Origin of the sequence: Paenibacillus sp. AD87 (assembly GCF_001659845.1) — a bacterium.
Taxonomy (GTDB): Bacteria; Bacillota; Bacilli; order Paenibacillales; family Paenibacillaceae; genus Paenibacillus; species Paenibacillus marchantiae.
Genome location: NZ_LXQN01000007.1, coordinates 2,021,492 through 2,045,932, shown reverse-complemented (window position 1 = coordinate 2,045,932; position 24,441 = coordinate 2,021,492). Strand labels below are relative to the sequence as shown.

The window sequence follows — 24,441 nt, the reverse complement described above, 5'->3', positions numbered from 1 at the left end:
AGACCAATCAATTATAATGGCGGCTGCACCAATAGCAACTTCCCAAGCTGAATGACCGTTTGATCATACCAAGCCGGATGTTGTCGAACATGTTCCATACCTCTTTCATTGCCACTTGCCTCAAACACGGCCGCTTTGTCTGTCTTCTTGTGATCGATTTCGAAGCGAACCGTATGTTTCCCATTCGGTAGCTCCGGTAAGTAAACATATTGATTTCGATTATGATCGTTATATGAAGTGAATCGATCGATAAGAAAAGGTTCACCCTCATCCACCGTCACCTTCAATCTGCCAGAATCCGGCCCCCCAATATCGAATAATCCGATGTGAGTTCCCTCAAACTCCACTGTGATCGTCTCTCCGGGATCGACTGCTCGCCATAGACCGGGGAACAACCAATCATACTCGCGCACTAAAGCAAAATCATCAGGGGTCATGTAAGACCACCCCGCGGAAAAATGAGTAAGACTATCCAGTGGTAGCATGGTTGCATACTCCCAAGGGTTGGCCGGGACCAAAGGCTCCTGCGGCAAGTGATGTTCGACTTTTCCTACGTGATCTCGAAGCTCTCTGATTTTCTCAAACGACCGGGTGATTGTATCCGTGTAAATCTGATGTCCTTCGGGAATCGTTGGATGGATCGAATCATGCGTAAAAATAACGGCTCCGGGAATAGATACGTCTGCTCTTAAGGTGAAAATGAGCTTTCCATCCAAAACCAATTGACTGACTGCTACGCCCAGATGAATCGAAGGAATGCCGTAATAGTCAGCGACTTCCTCTTGCATACGAGCGCCCTTCTGGTATTGGCCGGATTGAAATGAGGTCAAATCCCGTTCCTTAACCGTGTACACAAACAGGATATCGGTAAACCGGCTGTGCTTGCGAATCTGTCGGACAATACCTTCGATCCGAGCCTTGGATTCGGGAACTCCGCCATCATTACCAACAAATTCAACAAACACGAGATCAGGCTGATGACGCAGTACATCTATCTCCAAACGGGCGCAGCCGAGGTCCGATCCTGTCCCATCAATGCCTGCGTTCACAGAGCGGATATCTGCATTGGGATATTGCCCTCGCAGCCAATCCGCCGTCATGACCCTATATCCTTTAGAACGTGTATTACTGCCGCCAAAATAGACAATTGTTACTGTTTCCCCATTTTCCAACTTTTGAATGACATTAGGCAGCCCTCTTCGAGGGAAAAATTCCTTCATCGTGACTTCACCCGCCCTCACTTAGCGTTTTTAGGAGCAAAAAATTTGACAGCAAACACTTCATAATAAGGCGAACCATACGTTGCACAGAAATCAAGTCGGACTCGGGTTACACCTTTTGCATGCACCTGATGTTTATTCAACGAAAGATAATTCCCACGGATATTCATTTCACTCTCGGTTCCGTCTTCTAAGGTTAAGATCACATCATAATCTTGAATCAACGGCTCGATCGGATCGTCGAAATGCTCCAAATTCAGCTGCGAATTGAAAACAAGATGGATTTCATCCAGATTCTTGGGGCTTGCAAAAGCAAATTCCAACCACTCCTGTCCTTCTGAACGTTCAGAAATCCAGCTGTTCGGTAGACCATAAGGTCTGGAGAAGCCATTGACGACATTCTCAGGGCTATACATATTTTGGGATGGCGATAGGTCTTTGAAGCAAATACTCTTATTAAGCTTCTTCAGTCTGGAGGGCTCTTCTGGTCTATAATAGAAGCTCACCGCTCCAGTCATTTTCTCTACATTGCCGTGTACGGCAAGGCTCGCCGCACCTTCCAATACGATGTAGATTTTGTCATCAGCTGGCTTCTTGCAGCTGAGGTCCAGTGTAATCCAGTCATCGTGACCCGCTGAAATCAACAAGTTGTAGCTTTTCAGCTCACTGGCGGGAATATAGTTTTCCTTCCGCTCCCCGCCAAACAGCTTCACTTGCAACGTTTCCGATTGCTCGGATCTATTTTTTATTTTGATCTGCACGCTTTCAGCCAAGGATGTCTGAATCGGTAAGACCAAACATAACGCTTTTTCCAAGGAGATCTCTTCGGTAGGATGCAGATGATCATAGCTTCGCTGAGACGAGGCACGTATCGTTAAGCCGTCAGCAAAATAAGGATCCAACTGCTCTTGAAACCCTACAATCGTTTGCCCGTCTCGAAGCAGCTGCGTCTGAAGATCATCCATATGCGCTTTGACGATGTCCGCGGGGTCTGTATCATATTTTACGCATAACGCAGCAGCCGTTCCTACCGCCTGCCCCATACAACCACAGGTTGCCATCACCCTTGTAGACCCGAAAGCCACATGGGTAGCGCTTATATTGCGGCCAGCGAACATGAGATTGGGAATATTACGTGAAAATAAGCTGCGGAAAGGGATATTATACAACCCCGGCACAAAATTCCAAGCTGTAGCCGGCCCTTCATCGTAAATGCCTTTATTCGCATGCAGATCCATATACCAGCCTCCGACGGATACAGCATCTTCGAAGTGAGTCTTTGCTGTAAGATCGTTCTGAGACAGCATGTGCTCCCCGATAAACCGTCTTGACTCCCGCTTTCCCGGAATCGGGCATACATAATCCAAGATGAGATTGTCTACATCATCAAACTCACCGCTATTTTTGATATAATCCCATATCCCGTACACCAATTTCCGCAGTTCCAATGCGATGTCTTCATTATTCTTGATAATATCCATATGACCGCCGTATTCCAGCCACCACAATCCGCCAAGCCCGTTGATTTTCCTTGGAAAAGACCGATGGTTTAATCCTTTTCTGATACTATCGAAAAACTCCAGCTTCGTGATATCATACGCAAAGCCAGGCCTTTTGTAAGGAACGGCATAGTTTACGTCTCGGGCTTGAAACAGAATCGTATCGCCCATCGTGTAATGATCCGCCACTTCTGGAGCGAGCTCCTCCTTGTATTCATGCTTCGCTTCTCTTCCCCATCGGAAGTGAGCGCCTGCTTGGTATCCAACAATTCCATCACCGGAGCAATCGATATAGGTTGGGCTTTCAAAACGGAATTTTCTTTCAGAAGCTAATTGAAGGCCCTCCACCCATTGAATTCTGCCGTTCTCCATGCCCGTTTCATGTACACATGTATTCAGAAACAGAGAAATGTTAGGCTCATCATAAACCATGTCGAGCAAGACCGTATCCGAAAGCGAAAGCATAAGCTTCTTGTTATATAACGGATTATAATGAAAGATCTTCAGCTTGAGTTCTTCTACCAACCCGCCCTCGCGGGCATAATAGGATGGACTATTTCCGAGATATGCCGACCCGTTGATATGAACTCTGACCTCGCTGCTCGCATTTCCCCCAAGCACCGGCCGATCATTAATAAGTGAAACCTGCAGACCTTGGCGTGCAGCTGCAATGGCAGCACATATCCCTGCAATACCTCCACCTACGACGGTTACATCTGCTTTCATAAGCTCCATTTTGATAACCTCCATGATTAGATGCTCCTATCATGGTAATGGTTTTGGCCTCTTTTTTTTTACAGGATTTCACGAAAAAATCATACATTTTTTGTATCCTTATTTGGATTCGTACCGTGTCATTTTTATCCGATATTGCTTAGGTGTATCACCCGTATATTCTTTGAACAGTTTGCAAAAGTAACCTTCATTGACGATGCCTACTTCCTCACACAATTCCAATAAAGAATAATCCCGGACGTTTAACAACTCGAGAGCGAGATGGATTTTTTTACGGTTGATGTAGCTGATCACGCCTTCGCTCATTGTTTTTTTGAATAAGCTGCTAAAATACGATGGCGCTAGATTCACTTCCTCCGCAATTGCCTCCAATGTTAAGCGTTGTTTCAGGTTTTTCTCGATAAAATGCATAGCACTCATGATTTCTGCACGATGTAATAGTTGGCCCGCGTGTACGTATTCGAATGTGAAGTCACCAATATAAGCGAGCTGCTCCTGAAAAGCCATAAATTCCATGGGGAAGTCTGGGACTTCCGTGGCCATCTTGTTCCCTGATTTAAACTTTACGGTAATGTCTCTGTACAAGTCTCTAATCATTGGTGCCATGATGGACTTGTGGATTTTATGGTCCGAAACAAATTGAGACAGATCGACAAGTGCATTCTCCAGCTCTTCCTTGGAAATCTTCCTTTTCATCCGTATAAGAAAATCAGCCAGCTTCTGCTGAAAGTCTGCTTTTTTGTCATTATCGTATTGGAACCGATGCATCGGTGTTTTTACTACTTTCTCGGTATGATAATAGAAATCCTCACTCACATTTTTAGCTTCCGTGTATGCCTGTTTGATCGATTCCCAGCCTCGGTGTGGACCACCAAAAGCGACGGATACCCTTTGATTCAGATATTGATGCAAATGAGAGACGATCTGCCCTCCCAAGGATAGGCAAGCATATTCCGTTTCCATATCACTGCGGTTATTTTCCCAGGATAGAAAGCCAATAAAACGATTATCGGACAGATCCGCAGCTACCCCACTGCCACCATTCATTACCGTTTCTTCGATGATATTCGTAATCGCATATTTCAAGATGTTTTGATCTGCGGCAGCGTATTCGTTGCGGAAACTTTCATACGTATTCATCTCAACGATGAAGCAGCAATAGTTCGCTTGAAAGAAATGAAACTGCATGCGATTAGCAAAATCCGATGCCCGATGAGAAGGAATTTCGCCTCTGATCAGTTCGTTAAAAAATTGCTTGCGCACTCTATATTTATTTTCAAGCACGGATACGTTTAACGATTGAAATTCCGCTTCTTTTTTCTTAAACTCATTTAAAATTCCAGCTGCCTTATCCAAAGCTCGATTCAAATCCGCTTCCCTCAGCGGAACCTTTACAATGTACTCCAATACGTTGGCTTGAATCGCTCGCTGGGCGTATTCAAAGGATGAATAGGCGGTCAAAAGTATGTATTGCGTATGGGGGAGCTCCGCCTTGAGCTGCTCAATCATGGAGATTCCGTCCATTCGCGGCATAACGATATCGGATATGACGATGTCCGGCTTAATTTTTATGATCTCCTCGATCCCATTCAGCCCATTATTCGCTTTGCCCACTAGAACAAATCGCTTATCCCTATGAGAGAGTTCATTAAAAAACAATTCCAATCTTTGAATGATCAGGTCTTCATCATCAACAATGAAGCAGGTATAATCTCTCACCATTATGCATCTCCTTTTTGCAATTCGGCCGGGAATAAAGCGCGTATACGGGTTATTTCCTTAGGTATGCTAATGATTTGCAGCCCGAATTGTTCTCCGTAGTGAAGTCTTATTCGGCTATGAATATTATTTAGCCCGATTCTTTTCCTTTTTAGTTCCATTTCACTCGGTTCTGAGGTTAAAATATGCTTTATTTTATCAGCTGGAATTCCCTCGCCTTGATCAACAACTTCTATGATGACGATACTGTCCTCCCTGTACGCATGAATCGTAATAGGCCCCTCAATTCCCCCTCCGTTATAACCATGGAAGATGCTATTCTCCACAAGAGGCTGCAGCAGCATTCGAAAAACAGGAAAATCCATTAACCCTGCTTCGATATTTTCAATCAAGTGGAAGTTTCGGTTATACCGAATGTTCTGGATCTCAATATAGTCCGCTACATTACGTAGTTCCTGACTTAAGGAAACCTTCTCTGAAGCATCGTCTATCCCGTATTCCAATAATGAAATAAGCGATCCGATGACTACATCTACTTTCTCTATTTGTCCGAGACGTATAACGTTGCTGATCGAACCAAGTGTGTTATACAGAAAATGAGGGTTAATTTGAGACTGTAGCACCTGGATTTCCAACTTCCGCTCAAGTTCATTATGAAGTTCCGCTCGCCGAATCAGTTCCACAATTTGCTGCAGCATACGATCGAATGCTCGTGAAAGATCTCCAAACTCATCGTTTCGATTAACCGTAATTGTCGTTGTGAGTAAGCCTTGCTCCACTTGCTTCATTTTTGTTTTGAGTGTATACAGTGGTTTCCTTATATATTTGGCAACCAAAAAAGAAATGATCAAACTTAAGAGAAGACCTGCAGCTAGAAGCTCAATATAATAGGTTTCCAATCTGGACAAAGCTGCTTTCAAGCGTGATTCATCATTAATTGAGATGATGGTCCAGTTGAATTTCTCCGTCGGTTTTTTTAGAAGGGAGACCGGAATGCCATCCATGGTATGCAGTTGGAGACTTGTTTCTGTCGTATCCAGAATTTGTTCCGCTGACGTTTCCCCGATCGAAAACGTATGATCTTGAATATTCAGTAGTCCTTTATTTTCAGAAAATCCGGCAATGATTTTACCTGACGCTGTGATCAGAGCCAGATTCATTTGTTCTTGTTTATTAATCTTGAACAAGGTTTCTTCAATGGCATTTAGATCCAAGTCAACCGCAATGGCCATTGGAAACGGAGCACCGTTCAGATATCGAACCATCGTAACGGTCCAGCCGGAATACTTCGATTTGTAAGGTTCACTAACAAAGGTAGTCCTTCTGTTCTTGTCAGCCGCATCAAACAAAGGTTCTCTTTCAGATAAAGGTTCATCGAATATTCGGGTAGCTGTACTTCCGCCTAGAATGGATAAATCGCTTTTGATCAAATATATATTACTGACGTAACTACTATTGAGTTCATACAGTTCTCTTAATTGCTTTTTAATCACTTCCGCATTGTCAATATTGGCTTTCACTGATGTTTCGACTGAGAAGAGAATCGTCTGGAAGGAAGAAAAATTAACAGTGAAGTACTGGTCTACCTTGTCAAGGATTTGGTTGGTGTAAAAAATGTCATTGGTTCTTATTTCCTTTTGGACATAGCGATAAGACAATTGGCTTATCAAGATGATGCAACCTAATACAAACGCAAACACGAGAAAAAATAATTTTAAAGGCAAGCTGATTCTTCTTCGCATCCATCATCTTCCTTTTAATTCTATAGTAAACTAAGAATAGCATATGCTAATAAAGAGAGGGGCTACGAATAGCCACTCTCTTTGTTTATTTTACTTGATAAGGCCGGCCTCTTTAAATTGTTTGATTGCTGTTTCCTTATATTTCTGCATGTCAAACTTAGTATCCAACGTTTGGAGGAAATTGTCCCAGTTCGAAAGAGGTTCTTTGCCCGTCATAAATTTAACTAAGCTTTCATTAATGAAACGAGTTCGGTCAGCATCCAAAGTATCGTTGGGGTCTGGAGTCAATAAATTTCCGGGTAACGTTGGCCCCACATATTGCTGATTGTCCTTGAAAGCCTCCGTCGTCTTAGGATTCTGGAAGCTGAAGTACTCCGCATCATCACCACGGCGCGGCATTCTATAATGATCGACCCACAGGTACTTCTCTTTCATTTCCTTCGATAACTCGGAGGTTTTATTTTTGATCTTGCCGTCCACCACATCCCAATGAATACCTTTAATTCCGTATGCAAAGTTAGGATAAGCTTCTTCGTCTGTAAAGAGATAATTCAGCATGGACAAGATCCGAATGATTTTGTCCTTATCCGCTTTCGCGGAAATGGCCCATGAATTACCTTGGAATGATTTTCTTTCTACAATTTGATCCCCGTAAGGACCTTTCATCGGAGGAATGACGATCCATTCCGGCACCTCGCCACTAATCTCTTTCATTTTCTGCTGATAATCCGGCTCCAGCCTACGGGCATCTCTGATCATGAAGCCAACTTTACCCTTAAACATCTTTTGGTCCAACAGATCAGGTGAATTCATCGTCACCCAGTCTGGGTCTACCACGTTGGCGGCCATCATTTTGTTAATGTAAGCAAGCGCCTCTTTCATTTTGGGATCGATAAACAGAAATACCGGTTCATTATCTTTTATCTCAACGGCCGAAGGAGGATTGACACCAAACATCCACATCAAGCTATCGAAGCCATAGGTTTGCAGATTACCTTCTTTATTCATACCGCCGATAAATCCGTACGTATCGTTTTTACCATTCCCGTCCGGATCTTTCTCTGTAAAGGCTTTCATAACTTCGAACAACTCATCCGGTGTCGTTGGTACCTCCATATTCAGCTTTTTCAGCCAATCATTGCGGATGAAGAAGCTTCGACTGATACCGTTAACATTATCATAGCCTGGAACTCCAATCGTTTTTCCTTGATAGGACATTGCATCCCATGAGTCGTTGCCAAACCGTTTCTTTAATTCAGGGAATTGATCCAGATACGGTGTCAAATCCGAAAGAACGCCTTGGTCGTAATATTGCGCGAGATCAGCCCGACTCTTCAAGAAGATCAAATCTGGAATATCTCCGCCTGCAATGAGTGTATTCAGTTTGGTTGTTGCTTGCCCAGCTTGAGGAATCATCATATCCAAGTCGATGTTCATCTCTTTTTCCAACATTTGACGTTGAACATCTTCATCACGTGGAGGTACCGGAGCAGCAGCGTTGAAAGTGCCTTGGTTAAACATTGAGATTTTCATTTTGGTTGCAAACTGGCCAGACTGCCCTTGAGAATTACCCGAAGCTGTCGATGTAACTTCTTCATTTCCCCCACATCCTGACAGTAGCGTTCCCAATCCTAAGATTGCCGACAGAATAGCAAATGAAATCTTCTTACGCTGCATATTGACCTCTCCTTTACTTGTATTTGTATATTATCACGGTTTCCCCGTAATAAGTTAGGTTGGAACACTTTTAACCTTTAACGGATCCCAAGAGCACACCTTTGGTAAAATGCTTCTGTAAAAATGGGTAAACGATCAAAATCGGAATCGTAGTCACAACAACTGTAGCCATCTGCACAGCGAATGTACTTACAGCTCCGGAATTGGCGAGCGACTCAGCGCTTTGTGTTGCGACGTTAAGAAGGATGTTGCGCAAGACTACTTGAAGCGGCATGAGGTTGGAATCATTGATATAAACAATAGCATCAAAATAACTGTTCCAATGCCCCACTGCGTAAAATAAAGAAATGGTGGAAATGACGGGCAAAGACAGTGGTAAAATGATCCGCCATAACGATTGAAGTTCACTTGCACCGTCAACCCTCGCTGATTCCTCGATTTCACCAGGCAATTGCTCGAAAAAGCCTTTAATGATTACCAGATTAAATGCACTAATGAGATTTGGAATAATCAATACCCACGGACTGTTTAGCAACCCCAGAGAGCGAATTAGTAGATAAGTCGGAATTAACCCCCCACTGAACATCATGGTAAACACAATGAATAGTAAAAACGGACTGCGTCCCGGCAAATATTTTTTGGATAACGGATAAGCTGCTAAGACCGTAAATAACACATTAAGCACCGTGCCTACAATCGTTCGAAACAACGTAATTTTATACGCCTGCCAGATCCCATGAGAAATGAATACTTCTTTATAGGCTAGAAAGGTAAAAGATTCTGGTATAATCACAATCCCTCTTCTTAACACTTCCGATTCTGGCGTCACGGAGACAGCAATCACATACAGAAAGGGTAGTAAGCAAAGTAGTGATAAGAAAATAAGAATCACATAAACGACGGATTGCCAGACTTTTTCCCCGATTGTCAAATTGATCATTTTAAAAACCACCTCACCAAATTTGCCCATCGAATTTTTTGGCGAGCTTATTGGCTGCCAAAACTAAACCAAATCCAATGACAGCTTTAAACAATCCTACAGCAGTAGCCAAGCCAATCTTAAGACGCTCCAACCCTTCACGGTATACCCATGTGTCGATAATGTCGATCTTCTCCTGGTTAAAGGTGTTGGCAAACATGAATATTTGGTCAAAGCCAGCATCCAGAATATGGCTTAATTTAAGAATCAGCATCAGAATAATGACTCCTCGAATGCCGGGTAAAGTGATATGCCAGAGCTGTCTCCATTTGGAAGCGCCATCCATTCGAGCCGCTTCATATAAGCTTGGATCAATACCTGCTAATGCGGCGAGGTACAAAATCGCTCCCCATCCAATGTCCTTCCAAATTTCAGATGCGATGACCAGCAGTCTCCCCCAAGTAGGCTCCGTTAGAAATGAAATGGGCTGAAAACCACTTTCCTTCAAAATCATATTAAAAAGGCCATCACCTGGGGCTAATAAGGCTACCATCAATCCATATACAATGACCCAAGACAGAAAGTGGGGTAAATAAGTAATGGTTTGTACGATTTTCTTAAACCATTGGGTATGAACTTCATTGAGCAGTAAAGCAAGTAAGATGGGAGCGGAAAAACCGAACAATAGCTTATAGAGCGAAATAACAATCGTATTTTTCATGATGTCCCAGAAATAAACGCCGTTCATAAAATCCGTAAAATTTTTGAATCCCACCCACGGGCTATCCCATACGCCCAAAGCCAGGTTGTAGTTTTTAAAAGCAATCAATATTCCCGCCATAGGAATGTATTTGAATACGGCAAAGTAAATTAAGGCTGGTAATAAGAGAGCATACATCACTTTATATTTTTGGATCGTCCTTATCCATGACTTCCGCTTTTTGGAGAGGGGAATGGCGTCCGCTGCCAATTTCACTTGCATATCATCACCTCGTCTTTGTTTGTATTTGTATATTAGCACCCCCCTATCGGATAAATTTCTGAAATTTCAAGAATTTCTTATAAGATATTAAGGAAGTGTGCCTTGGCTCGTTCCAACAGCTCATCCAGGAAAGCGGGATAAGAACTTGTATCGCTAAATAAAAAAAGCCGCTAAAATAGCGACTTTCAAATGGGGCTATGTTCTTGTCTCTCGACAAGTGTTTAGAACGGAGAATCTTAACCAACAATAACATTTGCCTTTTTTTCAATTGTTGACTTACAAAAAACATGCTGTTAATATTAGTTTCACAGTCTAACCATTAGACAATGAAACTAATTTCGTAAAGGAGCAATTAACTATGGATATGGATAGAAAGCAATTAGAACAACATATTGATCTGTATACTCAGAGAGCAATATCAATTTCAATCAGTATGCAATCTATTCAAAAGAATATTTCAAAAGATAGCAGTGTTACTCCAGACCAGTTTAATTTATTGAATGTCATTAATACGACTGATCATTGCACAGCCAGTTTTTTAGCTAAAGCACTTAATGTCAAAAAAAGTTCTATTACTGCTATCGTGAATCGATTAACGGATAAAGAATTAATTAAACGTGAGTACAATGAAAAAGATAAACGCGTGGTCTGGCTTGAATTAACAGAAAAAGGACAGCACATTGTGTTGGAAGAGAGACAGAAAATACTGGCTGTATTGATGCCTTTAGGAAATAAGCTCACTGTTAAAGAGCTGGAGGAATTAAACCAATATTTATCTGTGATTGATACACAATTAAATAATATAAAGAAGGATATGGTTAAAAATGAAATTTAGTATGAGGTTATACGGAGTTATTGTAGGGTTAATTACGATCTTATTGTCTTGGTCACAGTCATTTTTTATCAATTATCTTATCCCATTAGGAATCGTAGCCATGGTTGTGTCTGTAGTTAATATTCTAGTCGTTAAGAAGCACTTAAATGAAAAGATCTATCGTGCCTGGTTAGGTATCTCGGCTTTATTTATAGCTACTGAAATCTTCTGGATGATATTTGATAAAATCGGATTATTTGTAGTTGCACAAGTTTCATTTGCAGTAACCGGGTTTGCATTAATTATTTTTGCATTAGGCATGCATAAGAAAATGAATCGAAGTTTCAAATCATTAACGTTGAGAATTAGCAAATGGGTTCTCGTCCTTGTTTTAATGTTGGGGACATCCATATTAATATTATTTACAGCTACGCCAAAACCAGTTGCTTTATATTTGCAAAGCAGTTCTGGAGCAGAAAATACTTATACAGCAGAACCATCTACTACCACAACTATTGATGGTAAATATCAGTTAACAACGAATATTCAATATGGAGATAAGTATCCAAGAAGTTTTTTAAATATCATTACACCCGATGGTCAATTGGATGAAGAACGTCCAACATACTTTTATGTGCACGGCGGTGGCTTTATAGCGGGAGATTCAATTGGAGGTGATCCTAACGCAGGAGCGGCTTCAAATACAATGTTATATCATTATGAATTAATGGTTGATCATGGTTATAATGTGGTGACCATAAATTATGCTTTAGCTCCTGAATATATACACCCTACACCCATAAAACAATTATCAGAAGCGGTGCAATATATGCAGCAAAATGGCAAACAGTACGGAATTAATATGAACAATGTAATCTTTGGCGGGGGAAGCGCAGGTGGATTTATCGCTGCAGACTTTGTGACAATTCAAGCTAATGCTGAGTATGCGAGTGAAATCGACATTAATCCTGTCATAGAGCTTACGGATATCAAAGCTTTAGTATTAGAAGTACCCATTCTTGACTTTAGTCGGGGCCATAGAACCGTAACCGAAGACATCGTGACTGACTATATTTTCGCTCAATCAGGAAGTGCATACATTGGTCAGCCGGTGGTTAGCGCTGATAAAGATATCTTACAATCCTTAAATGTAATACCAAGAGCGACGAGTAATTTCCCTCCAACTTTTATAACGGATGGAAACACGGGGACATTCACAGATCAGGCTGAAGATTATTATAACCGCTTAAAAGAATTAGGGGTCAAGACAGATTTATATATTCCTGATATCCATGAGAGCAAAGAAGTTCATGGATATATGAACACGATTGATACTAAAGCAACTCGAACTTATATTCAGAGAAAATTAGCCTTCTTGGATAGTTTAGATTAATGGTGTTAGACATTTAAAAACAAAAAGTCGTTGCCTACTTCGTACTTAGGCAACGTTTTTTTTGTTGAGTATACCATTGATAGCAAACGTTTGATTCATTCCAGTCAGGGAACGCAGTGAACATTGCATCAATCAGGGTAATCAAACAAACATTCATCATTTACTTCACATTCTAAACCACTGCAAATAATCGTATTTTTTTGAGTTAAACCATAAATTCTAATGGGCAATCTTATCTAACATTGATGTGTACATCGTAAGGAATCTACTAACATATAGTTCGGGGTTCAGATTAACTCGGACATGCTCCTCGGCTTCGTGTCTAACAGAAGTTCTAAAAACCTGATTATTCATCAATAACAATGCCTCCGAAACGGCTTCCTCAATATTCCCTCTGCTGTATATTTTTCCGGTTTGATTATGAATAACCAACCTGCGGATTCCGTCCGAATCAGTGGACAACACAGGACAACGACATAACATGGCTTCTGCCACCGCATATCCAAATCCTTCAAGTATGGAGGTGGAACACAGCAAACCTCCGGAGTCGCCGATAATACTTAAGTAGTCGGCCATATGCTCATGCGGAATGTTTGAATACAAAATCAGTTTGGAAGCAATTCCTGTTTCAGCGATAAATTGATCAAATCTAGCTTTCTCTTCTGGATCAGCTAAAGTGTCATCTTGAAAAATCCATAAATACATTCCTGGCTTGCTACTCAGCAACTGTATTCCGATCTGTAGAAACTCCTTCCAATTTTTATTGGCTTGAATTCGCCCAATCCACGCCAGAACCGGGTAATTTTTTGGTGGATATACTGTATATTCGAAGTAAGGAAGACCAACAGGATTATCAAAACAGTAATGCGGCATTGTAGGAAGGTACTCCCCTAGTAACTGCTGCAAATGGGCAGTCTCTGGATACAGCAGAGCATCTGTATACAGACTGATCCGGCCAGCAAAGTTAGCGATAACCGCTCTAGCTTCCTCCAATTCACCCAGACCTTGCAGCTCGAACACTATCAAGCCCCTATAACCAAGATTTCTGATTTGCTCTGCCAGGTCAATATCCGAGTTGACTACAATCAAATCAAACTTTTGTGAAAATAGTAAATTGGAAATATCCTCGTTGCTGTGGATTAGATGAACAGGAAAATTGCGGATATTCCTCCGACCTTCACCATTATGAGTGTACAGCATATGACATTCAATTCCCCTTGTAGTTAGAGCTGCGCAGCGGACCCGGTTTAAGGTTTCCATCCCCCCGCTTGGATTAAAGAACGTAAATAATACTTTCATATTATCACTCTTTTTCATCTGTATTTGTAATCATAATCTGACTATACAGCTCCAGCAGTTCCGCGCTCTTGAAGAGTTCGTTAGTATTTGTTTTTTTTACATTTGGTACACCCTTATTACGATAACCGATTAGAGTATGATCCTCAGTATAATAATTACTTATAGCCAAATGATCATTTTTAATCAGGTTCTCCATCAAATACTGGATATCCATATAGGATGTAAACGGTTCAGGACCATAGATTATAGTGTACGGTGTAGTTACACTTAAGAGCATTCGGTATACGGCATGCTGAACAGATGCGCCTGGCATCCATATAAACTCGGTTATTGGATGTGAAATCTCTGCAAGTACGGATGTAGGTTGGCCATCATGCGACAAATCCATTACCCGAAAAATATAGTTGCTAAAAGTCTGTTCATACATATCCTCCACAGCTTTAATGTGGGAAAGTTCTGCGGTCTGTACCGGATATAGGATCGTTAAAACAGGAGCGATTTCTCTACGGCAACGGGCCTGTAAACGGGCTAAGTGATAGGTATATCTCCATCTCCGATGATGCTCTGTTGTGTGCAGTTGTGCCGAAACACTGAAAGGGGAATTCACACGATACTTCATAAGCTCCACCGGAAGAAAGCGAATCTCACAGTGTTCCACCAGGCGCAGCCAATATTCATAATCTTCAACAGGCTGCATCCGGTATTCACCAACAATTTTAGCGAGTTCGGCTTTGTACATAAAAGAAACACCGATAATTGAAGAATCGAGCAGCTTCTCTTTGGACTGGCCTTGATATTGTCGAAGAGCAGCCAAATGGTGCTCGTCACTTAGAAGGTTCCCCTCATTATCTATGCTTTGAAAAGAACTATATACAATGCCTAATGACTGCGGTCCCTTAATTAAGGATGCACGAAGAACTTCCAGAAAGTGTGGATCATATATATTGTCGCTTGATACCCAAGTTAAATATTTGATGTCAGGATTACTTAAAAGTACATTAAATCCAGTATTAAGCGCGTGAGCTACACCTTGATTAGTCGGATATGAGATCACGGATACCCGCGGATCACTGACGGTATATCCTTTGACAATGGGCTCCATCTGTGGGTCACCGTCTATTACAATGACTAGTTCATAATCGGTGAATATCTGCTGTAAAACAGACTCCAGAGCTTGTCGCAAAAAGTCTGGTTTTTGCGTATACACAGGCATTACAATCCCTACATCCGGCAATTTCCCCACCCTTTCTCTACAAGCATAAAATTAGTTTATTACATTCCCTGCAGATTGCCTGTGTGTACGCCCTTGGCATCGTAACCGATCAGGTTCTTTGAGATGGAGAATGCTAAGTTTTATATATAAAATGATAAAGGATGCCATTTGTTAGCTCGGCATCCTTTATTACATGAGGGTATTCTTAATTTACATGCGGTAATAGCTCATTGATTATCACCAAACCAGATGTTCTCCGTACCAGTCCGCGTGTCCGTCCATACGCTCACTAGACGGCCTGTTTGAGGGACAATCGCATTGCCAATATAGTCCCCAATCAAGACATCGCCGGTGATATCAAAGGAAGTTGTCGTTATACGGGTGTTCGTAAAAGTCATCCCGCCATCTCTCGATGTAGCTAGATAAACATCAATGTTAAGGGGATTAACCCGATTAGTGTAATAGGTAACAAATATTGCTCCATCCGTAGGGGATACGGTGATAACTGGAAAAAAGCTCTGAGAGCCCACGGGGCTACCCGTAATGGGTATTGGTGTCCCCCAATCCACACCAAAGTTAGTGGAAGTAGCAAGAAAAATATCGGAATAACCTTCCCGAAAATCTTGATATACAGCATAGACATTACCTTGCGTCGCCTGTGCATTGGAAATATCCGCTGCGAGGGAAGGATATGTCAGACATCTAAATTGGTATCCCGGTAATGGGTCTGGCGGAACCACAACGGAATCAACCATGGTTTCAGGAGTAAAAGTGACCCCGCCGTCTGGGGATGTGCGAATTTTAAGATCAGTATTACCGGGAGGTTGATTGATCCAGCCCACGACAACAATCCCATTTAATGTAATTGCTATACCGGGGAATTCTTCAAATTCCTCGACCGAAGATAGCAGAGAAGGACTGGAATAGGTATTACCGCTATTTAGGGAACGATTGAAAAATATCGTATTGCCTGGTATGAATTGTGTGTTGTAATCATGCGTATAACCAGTATATACATTCCCAAAAAAGGGACTTGATCCAGCCTTGTCCGTGACAACAACCACCTGATCATCATTCACAAACTGTCCAAACCCTTGGTTCACGACGACTGGCGTTCCGAATGAAGAGGCGTTGTCGACAGAAGTATAGGAAACGATCGAACCGCTGAGACCGTCTGAATCGAAGGCATGGGCCAACACTACGAACGTGTTCGGAAAAATATAATCAATATGTGGGGCTTCAATGCCTGCAAATCCTGTGGGTAGCGGTAATAGCGTTGTTGTCCAAGTAGCACCTGCGTCAATAGATTTGTATAAACCTATATTGGGCGGACCTGATCGAAGATCTACGGCTACAACAACCATAACCGAAGGATTAAGCCAATTTACCGCGATAGTCGGCTCGAATTGAGTGCTAGTGCTAGGCGAAATTTGAATATTAACCATCTCAAAATCCTTTCAGACTGCAAAACCTACGGGTTCAGCTGCGCTATAAAGGTAAGTTCGGATTGCAGTACTCTTTGATGGGGGATAACGTTCCCTGACGAATCCGTTCCGAATACTGTAATAATTGTGTCTGTCGGTGCACTTCCAGTGACAAGGAATTGGACTTCATAAGCTGAATTGCCTGCTATATTAAAACTGAGAATCTGACTAGTGTTCGCATTAATATTCAATGAGTTGGCGTAGATTAAAGCCTTACTAAAAATTGTATTCCATACGTAAATGTGATAGACCACGTTTGATGAAAAACTAAGGTTGTCATTGTCGATGTTAACGATCACGGTGGATGCTGGGGTAGTCCCTGTGTTCGTTAGGATACCTGTTGTGGTTGCCATGAGCTTCACCTCTTTTTTTGGTTTGCTATAACTATATGAATTGAGGGTTCATTGCGCTTGGACAAGGTAATCAGGTAATTAGTGGAAAGTCAGAAATATAAAAGTCCGTATTGGAGAGGAAATCGTCTATATAATGGGGCATAAGCGAACAGGATTTATTTGGCCAACCCACTACTAAAATGAATGCGACTTGTTCTTATCCTTTTCTGCAATCGCTACAAATTCTTGTGCAAATGAGAGAGTAAATTTTGTTTTATAACCAGCATTGATTTCAGGAGAAGCTAAACGACCCTTCCCCGGGAGAATACCAGGAAACGGTCGTAGCTTAAGTTGTCTTTTTTCGTGCTTAGTTGATTGGGTTATGACTATTAATACGCTCTCTTTATATATACGTTCTTGTCGTCTCACATTTTCAGATGACGATGTCATAAATGACAAAAACTTTATCTCTTTCTCCTTCCTTCAAATTCCCTTGCGAAACGCCAAGATACAATCATTATTTTTGTGAACTTCATTTATCTAACGCTATTTTGTGAAATAATGTCCTTGTTCCAGATCTGCCAGAAGTCTATGCTGGACAGGCTTCCAGCCGAGAAGCTCCTTCGTCCCTTCACTTGATCTGGCTAAGTCAAGCGACGCGACCATGCCTAGAAAACCGAAGATGGCTTGCGCTTATTCAGGCGGGATGCTTACTACCGGCACACCCACATGACGACCAATGGCTTCGGCAATGTCTCTAAATGCAATGCCTTCATCCTGCACGCCATCCAGTTGTGAGCCTGCAGGCGCAGATTCTACAGCGAGGCGGAACAAAAGTGCCGCGTCCAAGCGATGAATCGCTGGCCAACGGTTAGAGCCGTCTCCAATGTAAGCCGAAGAGCCTCTTTCCTGAGCAATCCGGATTAATTGCGGCACGAAACCTTTATCTCCTTCTCCATGAACGGAAGGTGCAAGCGAGACGATTGATGCTCTCACGCCTTGTTCTATAAACGCAAGTGCTGCATCCTCCGATGGTTTGCCATTCGCATGTGCTGTGATAACAAGGGGTTTATCGGAGCCGACAAGCGCCTCACCCATTGCTTCGATGGCACGAAGATCAGTTGCCAGTGATGCGGCGAAATTAGAGAAATCATGATTAAATGCCAGATGAATAACACCGTCTGAAGTGGCAGCACAGCTGCGCAGTATATCCAGATCCTCTAACACCCCACGAGCCACCTCAGCTCCCAAGCTTTCTAATACGTGAGCACCACTCTCAGAACGGGTCAGTCCAACTACCTGATGGCCCGCACCGATGAGTTCGCGGACAACGGCTGTACCAATATAACCTGCTGCACCAGTAACAAATATACGCATAATATTTTAACGCCTCCTTAAGCATTTGACGAAGATATGACTTCAGTCTAAACTATGAAGTGAACTCTAAGGCAAGCGTTTGGAGGTATGATTTTTCATATGAAAATTCAAGAATTAGCAGACTTGATGAATTTAACTCCCCACACCATTCGATTTTATGAGAAGGAAGGCTTGCTTGATAGCAGGCATATTCAGCGAGAGAAGAATAATTACCGCAACTATTCAGACGAAGCAATTGAGCGGTTACGGCTGATTAAGAAATTTCAAGGTATCGGCTGCTCGTTAGCCGAGCTGAAGACGATTTTGCAGGATCACGATACGAACGCACGCACGAACCAAGAAGTAATTGAATGGATTCTTCAGAAGATCAATGAGATCGAGCGCAAGAAGGAAGAATACGATCATATGCTTGTAACGCTGAATTGGATGCTGACATACAGGAAGCTGCTGAATGAAGATCCACAACAAGCTGAGTCTATGATGGCCGAATTACGACTTAAAATCAACATCTAGGCTTACAATCGTGAAAAAGCTTTATGGACGTAAATTCGAATTCTGCGAAACTCGATTTGGGCAGCGGAGCGATCGAACCAGTGAAATGCCTGAGCGCAGACAATAAAATCAACCGACTGATCAGGTAACCCAGTGATTCTGCAGAACGTGATGTACTCTGAAATTTCGGATTACTTTCTAACATTTGCTCAGCGGCTTCCCGCATTGCCTGATTTGGCTCGACCGCGATTACATAGCTTTCGCGTTCCAGAAGTAGCTTTGAGATGATCCCAGTACCTGAACCGATGTCTGCTATGTTGCTGTTCGCACGTAAACCGTTCTCTACTGTTCATCGATCGTCACGCTTCCATCAATATTTTGACATCCTATGTACCGGCCACAGTACCATCTTCAAAATCTTACTGCCCCAAAAAGCCAATACGGTCGTTCCGGTCCATGAGCTGCGCTTATCTTGGCTGTATTGATCGTTGATCATATAAGTCCGAGTCGAAATAGGACTCTTCAGACCGAACTGTTCCCATTTCGCCGGATCATTCGAACCTCCGAGTTTTCTAAGCATATTCGCCGACTCATGATCTATTTTAGCCGGAATTTGCTCGAATGCTTGGGTGATTTGCGTATGAAACTCGTCGATCGGGTTGCGACTGGTAATACTCAGGAGATGGATGCTTTCCCGAATGTAAGAAACGTATGCCAGATGGTCAGCCCAGAACTCGTCGATATAAAAAAGCCGTACCCGCTGCTCTGAAGGACTCATCTTCCTCTCACCTTTCAATATTTCCAGCCGCTCCTCGTATAGAATTCGCCTCTGATCCTCCACCATATCCGAATAACAGTTCAATTCCCGCTGAATATCGAAGTTTTGGCCTATGATAACGCGCTGAATATGCTCGATTTTGCTGCGGAGCGCCGCATCATCAAGAGCCTCATCCTGCTTGGGAGCGCGAAACAGTCTATGAATGCCGAAGCGAAGCATCAACTCGTCTTCCAGGCTTATATAAAATACGGAAGCTCCCGGGTCACCTTGGCGGCCAGAACGCCCGCGCAGCTGGTTATCTATCCGCATGCTTTCGTTCACATGTGTACCTATCACGTATAATCCGCCCAGTTTGGCAACCATTTCTGCCTGAGCGGGATTACCGCCGCCCAGACGAATGTCGACGCCGCGTCCTGCCATATTCGTAGATACCGTTACAGCCCCGATTTCTCCCGCTTTAGCTATGATTTCGGCTTCTTTCGCATCATTTTTTGCATTCAGAACCTGGCAAGGTACGCCGGAAATCGCCAGCGCCTCCGCCAGCATGTCAGACTCCTCGACGCTTGACGTACCAATAAGAATGGGGCGCCCCACCCTATGGACGGAAGAGATTTCTTGTATAAGCGCCTTATATTTGACTTCTTTATGGGTGTAAATCCGGTGCTGGTGGTCGTTCCGTATGTTTGGCTTATTTGGCGGAATTTGCACGACCTGCAGCGCATAGATATCTTCGAATTCCATTGCTGAAGCGTACGCCGTAGCCGTCATTCCGCAAATTCCCGAATACAGGCTAATGAAATGTTGAATAGTGATCGTACCGAGAATTCTCCCGCCGGCCTTCCACTGCAACCCTTCTTTCGCCACCAGTGCGGCTTGCAGCCCGTCCGGCAAATACCTGTTCTCGGCCACACGGCCGGTATGTTCTTCGATTAGCTCGATCTCTCCGTCCCGGACGATGTAATCGACGTCTTTTTTTAGTATTGATTCCACATGCAGTGCACAATTCAATGACGTTAACAAATGACTATTATGACTATCGTACAAATTGCCGCATCCCAGCAGCAACTCCGCTTTCGCAGCACCGGCATCATTCAAGTAAACGTTCCGCTGGAACTCGTCAAAATCGTAATGCTCTGCTGGCTGCAGTTGCCGGGCCACTTCTGCGAAAAGAATACCGTCATTCTTGGAAGCACTCGAATCGCCACTAATGACTAGCGGCACCCGCGCTTCATCAAGAAGCAGTGAATCCGCTTCGTCGACGACGACGTAGTGGAAAGGACGGTGTACGGTATCAGCTTCATTTAATGCTATTGTGTCACGCAAATAATCGAACCCTGCTTCTTTAGCCGTAACATAGGTTATATCCTTGGCGTACGCTTCCCGTTTCTCCAACAGGCTCATGCCCGCTTGAACCGAGCTTACCGTTAATCCGAGGAAGCGGTAGATCGGACCCATCCACTCCGCATCTCGATTTGCCAAGTAGTCGTTAAAAGTGAGTACATGAACGCCTTCGCCTGTCAACGCGTTGAGATAAGCAGGCATAACAGCAGAGAGTGTTTTTCCTTCACCGGTATGCTGCTCGATCAAAAATCTCTCGTGCAAAGCGATAGCAGCCATAATCTGGACATCATAAGGCTGTAATCCGAGTGTTCTCTTCGCAGCCTCGCAGACTAACGCATAAGCATCAACAAGCAGCTCATCCAAATGCGTGCCTGATCGTGCTTCTTCTTGCAGCCGAAGGGATTCCACTTGTAGACGCTGATCTTCCCAAGCTTCCAAATTCCGTTTCCTGATAAGCTCCACTTTGTCTCGATAATCTTTCAACAAACGCCGGGTATCGCGCTCCTTGAATTCACGTATCAACTTGACGACTACATTCATCGGAATTTGATTCCTCCTCAGTAGAAATAAGCGGTTTTAAATATGGCTTTTTAAGCAGCATCCATTCCGTATATCCTCATATCCCCAGTGAAAAGAAAAGACTCCTTATGGAGTCCTTCTTTCGATAGTTAATACGCCAACCCAATCATTCATTCCCGTTCTAGCTTATGAGAGACAACTACATCATTTCTCCGATGGGAGCGGTGTAAAGAGCAGATTGACCGGCAGGTTGCTTCCTGGCGCGGCAGAGAAAAGAATCGTTACGCCCTCTCCAGTTGCCCCTGTGCGGTAAAGAACGCTTTGTTCACTTGAATTGCTAACAGCAACGTTACCTTCGGCAATGGATACAACCTGATTGTTCACTAGAGCAACTCCTGAGTACTTCCCTCCACGAGGGTTAAACGAGATTAACGTACGTGGAGCCACATTGTTCAACGTGATTTTGTACAATACGCCAAAATTACCCGCGTTGGATGCGTCTGTGTAAGCCATTGGATCTGTTCCAACCAGATTGGGATCGCTTGCGTTATCACCCAGTGGCAGACGAGCTGCTTTGGCTCCCACTTGCTGATCATACGTAATGATACGAGTCGCATTCGGGTACGTTCCACGATTGTGCACACCGTCACGATCAAGCACAGGCAGCATTGGTAAAGTCTCGAACGGATCTTTATTTTCTTCGACGAGGATAACGTTATAGTCCAGGGAATAATCACTATAAGCATCCGAATAGAGTGAGATCACTTGTCCTTCTTTCATCGGAGTTTTATTTAGCTCGGTCAAAATCAGTTTGCTTTCTCCAGGTTGAATAACTTCTTTCTTCTGATCGGCTCCGGTCTGAATCGATTTGAACCATTTATCAATCGACAGTTTCCCAGCTACGGTAGCATACGGTGTAGGCCCGGCAAAGCCCATATTTTGTTGTTCGAATACGACCGGATTGGGGTTGTTATTGGTTGCAATAACATACATTTTTACTCTTTTGCCTGTATTGTTAACATGATGAATCATGAAACGGGTCTGCCCTGAAGATGATTCTTTATATACGATGCCTTCCGTATTAACCGTTTCAGGACTGTTGCTGCGGATCAGCAGACTTGGCTCATCCCTGTACGTATAAGGTACTTTTTCCATAGAAGTCACTTCGCCACCGTTGAAGGTGAATTTCTGTCCTACCGGCGTGAAGAGTAAATTGAAATCGGAAAATGAATATAATGTCTCATTGGTTATGGTTATAACTTTGGAGTACATGTTCGTCGCGCCGTGATTGTCAGTAACGGTGAGTGTTACCGTTTTTGGACCGGGTTCAAAGAAGGCCAGCGAATTGTTTTCCCATACCGTTTTTTCAATACTGTTTTCATCATCTGTACTTTGGTCGATGTATGTTATTTTTTCGCCCATTTTATATTGTTCCTTGTCTGTAGTGAACATGGCTACAGGAGGAAGATTAGGACTCAGTACTTGAATCGTCATCGAATAGGGATCGCTCCATTGACCATTGGAATCCTGTACTTGATATGAAATCGTATATGTACCCGCTTGATCAAATGATTCCTGACGACCTGTCCAGCGTTCATCTAGGATATCCAGACCATTTGGAGAACTGGAAGAAGTCACATAGTCCACTTTATCGCCCGCAAAAATTTCCTTTTGGGAAATCACAAAGCTTGCAACGGGTTTAGTATTGAGATTCAGCACAACCGTTTTAGCCGACTGATTCACTTTATAGGTGATGTTCAGAGCTTGAGTAATGGAAGTTAACGGCACCATGAACGTATTTTTTTGCTGATAAGCAGGGCCTTTCATCGTTCTGGACTCTCCATTTACGGTATAGACCGTGCTGTTGGTTTTGAATCGGAGCTCATTATCACCACTAATGATGATCGTTTCTTTGGTTTTGTTATCGTATTTGACCCCGTATCCCACACGGTCCACCAGTGCACGGATCGCAACATAGGATACGCCGTTTTTTACAGTCATAGGCTGGCCAGCCAGATACGTTTTGCCATCCTGCTCCATTTTGTTGCTATTCATGTACAACGTCAGATTGCCGCCTGCTGCAACGGCAGAATTTCCACCAATAGATGGTTGCTCTATTTGAGCAGGCGTAGCTGGCGTTTCAACATCCTCAGGGGTTCCCTCTTGATTTACAGGTTTCGTACTCGTTTCGTTTGTAGTCGACTCTTCGCCATCAATGGCGGATTTATCGATATCTGTTTTAGGTGTTACCTCAGTGCCTGTCAAAGTTTCGGTTTCTTTTCCTTTAGTGGACGGAGTATTGGTGGATGCATTATTGCTCCCTGTCTTTACTTCACGCTCAGCGATCTGCTGCTCCTGCTTCAATACCTCAACCGATTCTACTTTGGCCGTATTTACTGATGCTGTGTCATCTTGCGATGCTGATTGCGCACTCACTGAACCGACTGCAAATGCTTGAAAAACGGCTAAAGCGGTAAAAATGGACAATTTCTTCTTCATATTCATGCTTTGTCTTTGGCTCCTTCTGCTCCCAAGTAATTGTTATCCTCTCAAAAAGTCATACTATTAGACGCTAGATTTAGGAAAAAGTTTCTAGTAAACTTGTAAATTATGGATCGTGTTCAGCTGTTTTCAATGGAAATGCTATTCATTTAACAAATGGATTATAAAAGAATCATTTAAGAGTCTTCAAAAGGGTGCTTTTTAAGGAGCAGATAGCCTAAACGTATAAGCCTTCATTAACATTACTTTCTAACCGTAGTAATACAAAAAGCCGCTATAATATAGCGACTTTGAATTGGAACAATCGTTTTCTCCCTCGACAATTGATTTTTCTTACGTTCTTTATGCATCGAAATTAGTCCCCAAAACTTTGGCGTTTTAGAATATGACTAGAATCATTGACT

Annotated in this window: 16 protein-coding genes and 2 pseudogenes; 3 read left to right on the top strand and 15 right to left on the bottom strand. The window is 42.9% G+C overall.

What is annotated here, in order from left to right:
* Positions 1–11: 11 nt before the first annotated feature.
* From gpAD87_RS09195 to gpAD87_RS09165, 7 genes are all read right to left on the bottom strand, one after another.
* Entirely contained in the window at positions 12–1,220 is a 1,209-nt protein-coding gene (locus tag gpAD87_RS09195) for an SGNH/GDSL hydrolase family protein (RefSeq protein ID WP_064637697.1), read from the bottom strand.
* A 17-nt stretch (positions 1,221–1,237) separates the two neighbouring features.
* Positions 1,238–3,469: an FAD-dependent oxidoreductase gene (locus tag gpAD87_RS09190; protein ID WP_064637695.1), complete on the bottom strand. Its 2,232-nt coding sequence runs from the start codon at positions 3,467–3,469 to the stop codon at positions 1,238–1,240.
* An 84-nt stretch (positions 3,470–3,553) separates the two neighbouring features.
* The gene (locus gpAD87_RS09185) at positions 3,554–5,176 is read right to left on the bottom strand and encodes a response regulator transcription factor (protein ID WP_064637693.1); all 1,623 of its coding nucleotides are present in this window, start codon (positions 5,174–5,176) and stop codon (positions 3,554–3,556) included.
* Positions 5,176–6,693 (bottom strand): sensor histidine kinase, encoded by a 1,518-nt coding sequence (locus gpAD87_RS09180; RefSeq protein ID WP_231952486.1) that lies wholly within the window; start codon positions 6,691–6,693, stop codon positions 5,176–5,178. Before gpAD87_RS09180 ends, gpAD87_RS09185 begins: the two co-directional genes overlap by 1 nt.
* 312 nt (positions 6,694–7,005) lie before the next feature.
* On the bottom strand, positions 7,006–8,592 hold the full coding sequence (locus tag gpAD87_RS09175; protein ID WP_064637689.1) for an extracellular solute-binding protein: 1,587 nt from the start codon (positions 8,590–8,592) through the stop codon (positions 7,006–7,008).
* Positions 8,593–8,662: 70 nt separating this feature from the next.
* Positions 8,663–9,532 carry a carbohydrate ABC transporter permease gene (locus tag gpAD87_RS09170; RefSeq protein ID WP_063563707.1) on the bottom strand — a complete coding sequence of 290 codons (870 nt, stop codon included), beginning with the start codon at positions 9,530–9,532 and terminating at the stop codon, positions 8,663–8,665.
* 13 nt (positions 9,533–9,545) lie between these two features.
* Positions 9,546–10,493, bottom strand: coding sequence for an ABC transporter permease (locus tag gpAD87_RS09165; RefSeq protein WP_064637687.1), 948 nt, complete (start codon positions 10,491–10,493; stop codon positions 9,546–9,548).
* A 358-nt stretch (positions 10,494–10,851) separates the two neighbouring features.
* On the opposite strand from gpAD87_RS09165, the gene gpAD87_RS09160 reads away from it, so the two are divergent.
* Both gpAD87_RS09160 and gpAD87_RS09155 read left to right on the top strand, forming a co-directional pair.
* Positions 10,852–11,328, top strand: a complete 477-nt coding sequence (locus gpAD87_RS09160) for a MarR family winged helix-turn-helix transcriptional regulator (RefSeq protein WP_063563706.1) — start codon at positions 10,852–10,854, stop codon at positions 11,326–11,328.
* Positions 11,318–12,700 carry an alpha/beta hydrolase gene (locus tag gpAD87_RS09155; protein WP_064637685.1) on the top strand — a complete coding sequence of 461 codons (1,383 nt, stop codon included), beginning with the start codon at positions 11,318–11,320 and terminating at the stop codon, positions 12,698–12,700. The genes gpAD87_RS09160 and gpAD87_RS09155 overlap by 11 nt, the downstream gene beginning before the upstream one ends.
* A gap of 219 nt (positions 12,701–12,919) precedes the next feature.
* Here gpAD87_RS09155 and gpAD87_RS09150 read toward each other — a convergent pair whose 3' ends face one another.
* The 5 genes and pseudogenes from gpAD87_RS09150 to gpAD87_RS09125 all read right to left on the bottom strand — a co-directional run bounded on the left by gpAD87_RS09150 (position 12,920) and on the right by gpAD87_RS09125 (position 18,405).
* On the bottom strand, positions 12,920–14,017 hold the full coding sequence (locus gpAD87_RS09150) for a glycosyltransferase family 4 protein (RefSeq protein ID WP_231952485.1): 1,098 nt from the start codon (positions 14,015–14,017) through the stop codon (positions 12,920–12,922).
* Positions 14,004–15,242, bottom strand: coding sequence for a glycosyltransferase family 2 protein (locus gpAD87_RS09145; RefSeq protein ID WP_231952484.1), 1,239 nt, complete (start codon positions 15,240–15,242; stop codon positions 14,004–14,006). The genes gpAD87_RS09150 and gpAD87_RS09145 overlap by 14 nt, the downstream gene beginning before the upstream one ends.
* Before the next feature lie 197 nt (positions 15,243–15,439).
* Positions 15,440–16,576: a sialidase family protein gene (locus gpAD87_RS09140; protein WP_231952483.1), complete on the bottom strand. Its 1,137-nt coding sequence runs from the start codon at positions 16,574–16,576 to the stop codon at positions 15,440–15,442.
* A 107-nt stretch (positions 16,577–16,683) separates the two neighbouring features.
* On the bottom strand, positions 16,684–17,049 hold the full coding sequence (locus gpAD87_RS32125; protein ID WP_063563701.1) for a hypothetical protein: 366 nt from the start codon (positions 17,047–17,049) through the stop codon (positions 16,684–16,686).
* 525 nt (positions 17,050–17,574) lie between these two features.
* A pseudogene (locus gpAD87_RS09125) lies at positions 17,575–18,405 on the bottom strand (SDR family oxidoreductase).
* Between the two features lie 99 nt (positions 18,406–18,504).
* On the opposite strand from gpAD87_RS09125, the gene gpAD87_RS09120 reads away from it, so the two are divergent.
* The gene (locus gpAD87_RS09120) at positions 18,505–18,918 is read left to right on the top strand and encodes a MerR family transcriptional regulator (RefSeq protein ID WP_064637678.1); all 414 of its coding nucleotides are present in this window, start codon (positions 18,505–18,507) and stop codon (positions 18,916–18,918) included.
* A 38-nt stretch (positions 18,919–18,956) separates the two neighbouring features.
* Here gpAD87_RS09120 and gpAD87_RS32510 read toward each other — a convergent pair.
* The 3 genes and pseudogenes from gpAD87_RS32510 to gpAD87_RS09110 all read right to left on the bottom strand — a co-directional run.
* Positions 18,957–19,234 (bottom strand): annotated as a pseudogene (locus gpAD87_RS32510) (class I SAM-dependent methyltransferase); the annotation flags it as partial.
* 33 nt (positions 19,235–19,267) lie between these two features.
* Positions 19,268–21,556: a preprotein translocase subunit SecA gene (locus gpAD87_RS09115; protein WP_064637676.1), complete on the bottom strand. Its 2,289-nt coding sequence runs from the start codon at positions 21,554–21,556 to the stop codon at positions 19,268–19,270.
* 183 nt (positions 21,557–21,739) lie between these two features.
* The gene (locus gpAD87_RS09110; RefSeq protein WP_064637674.1) at positions 21,740–24,040 is read right to left on the bottom strand and encodes a copper amine oxidase N-terminal domain-containing protein; all 2,301 of its coding nucleotides are present in this window, start codon (positions 24,038–24,040) and stop codon (positions 21,740–21,742) included.
* Positions 24,041–24,441: the final 401 nt, after the last annotated feature.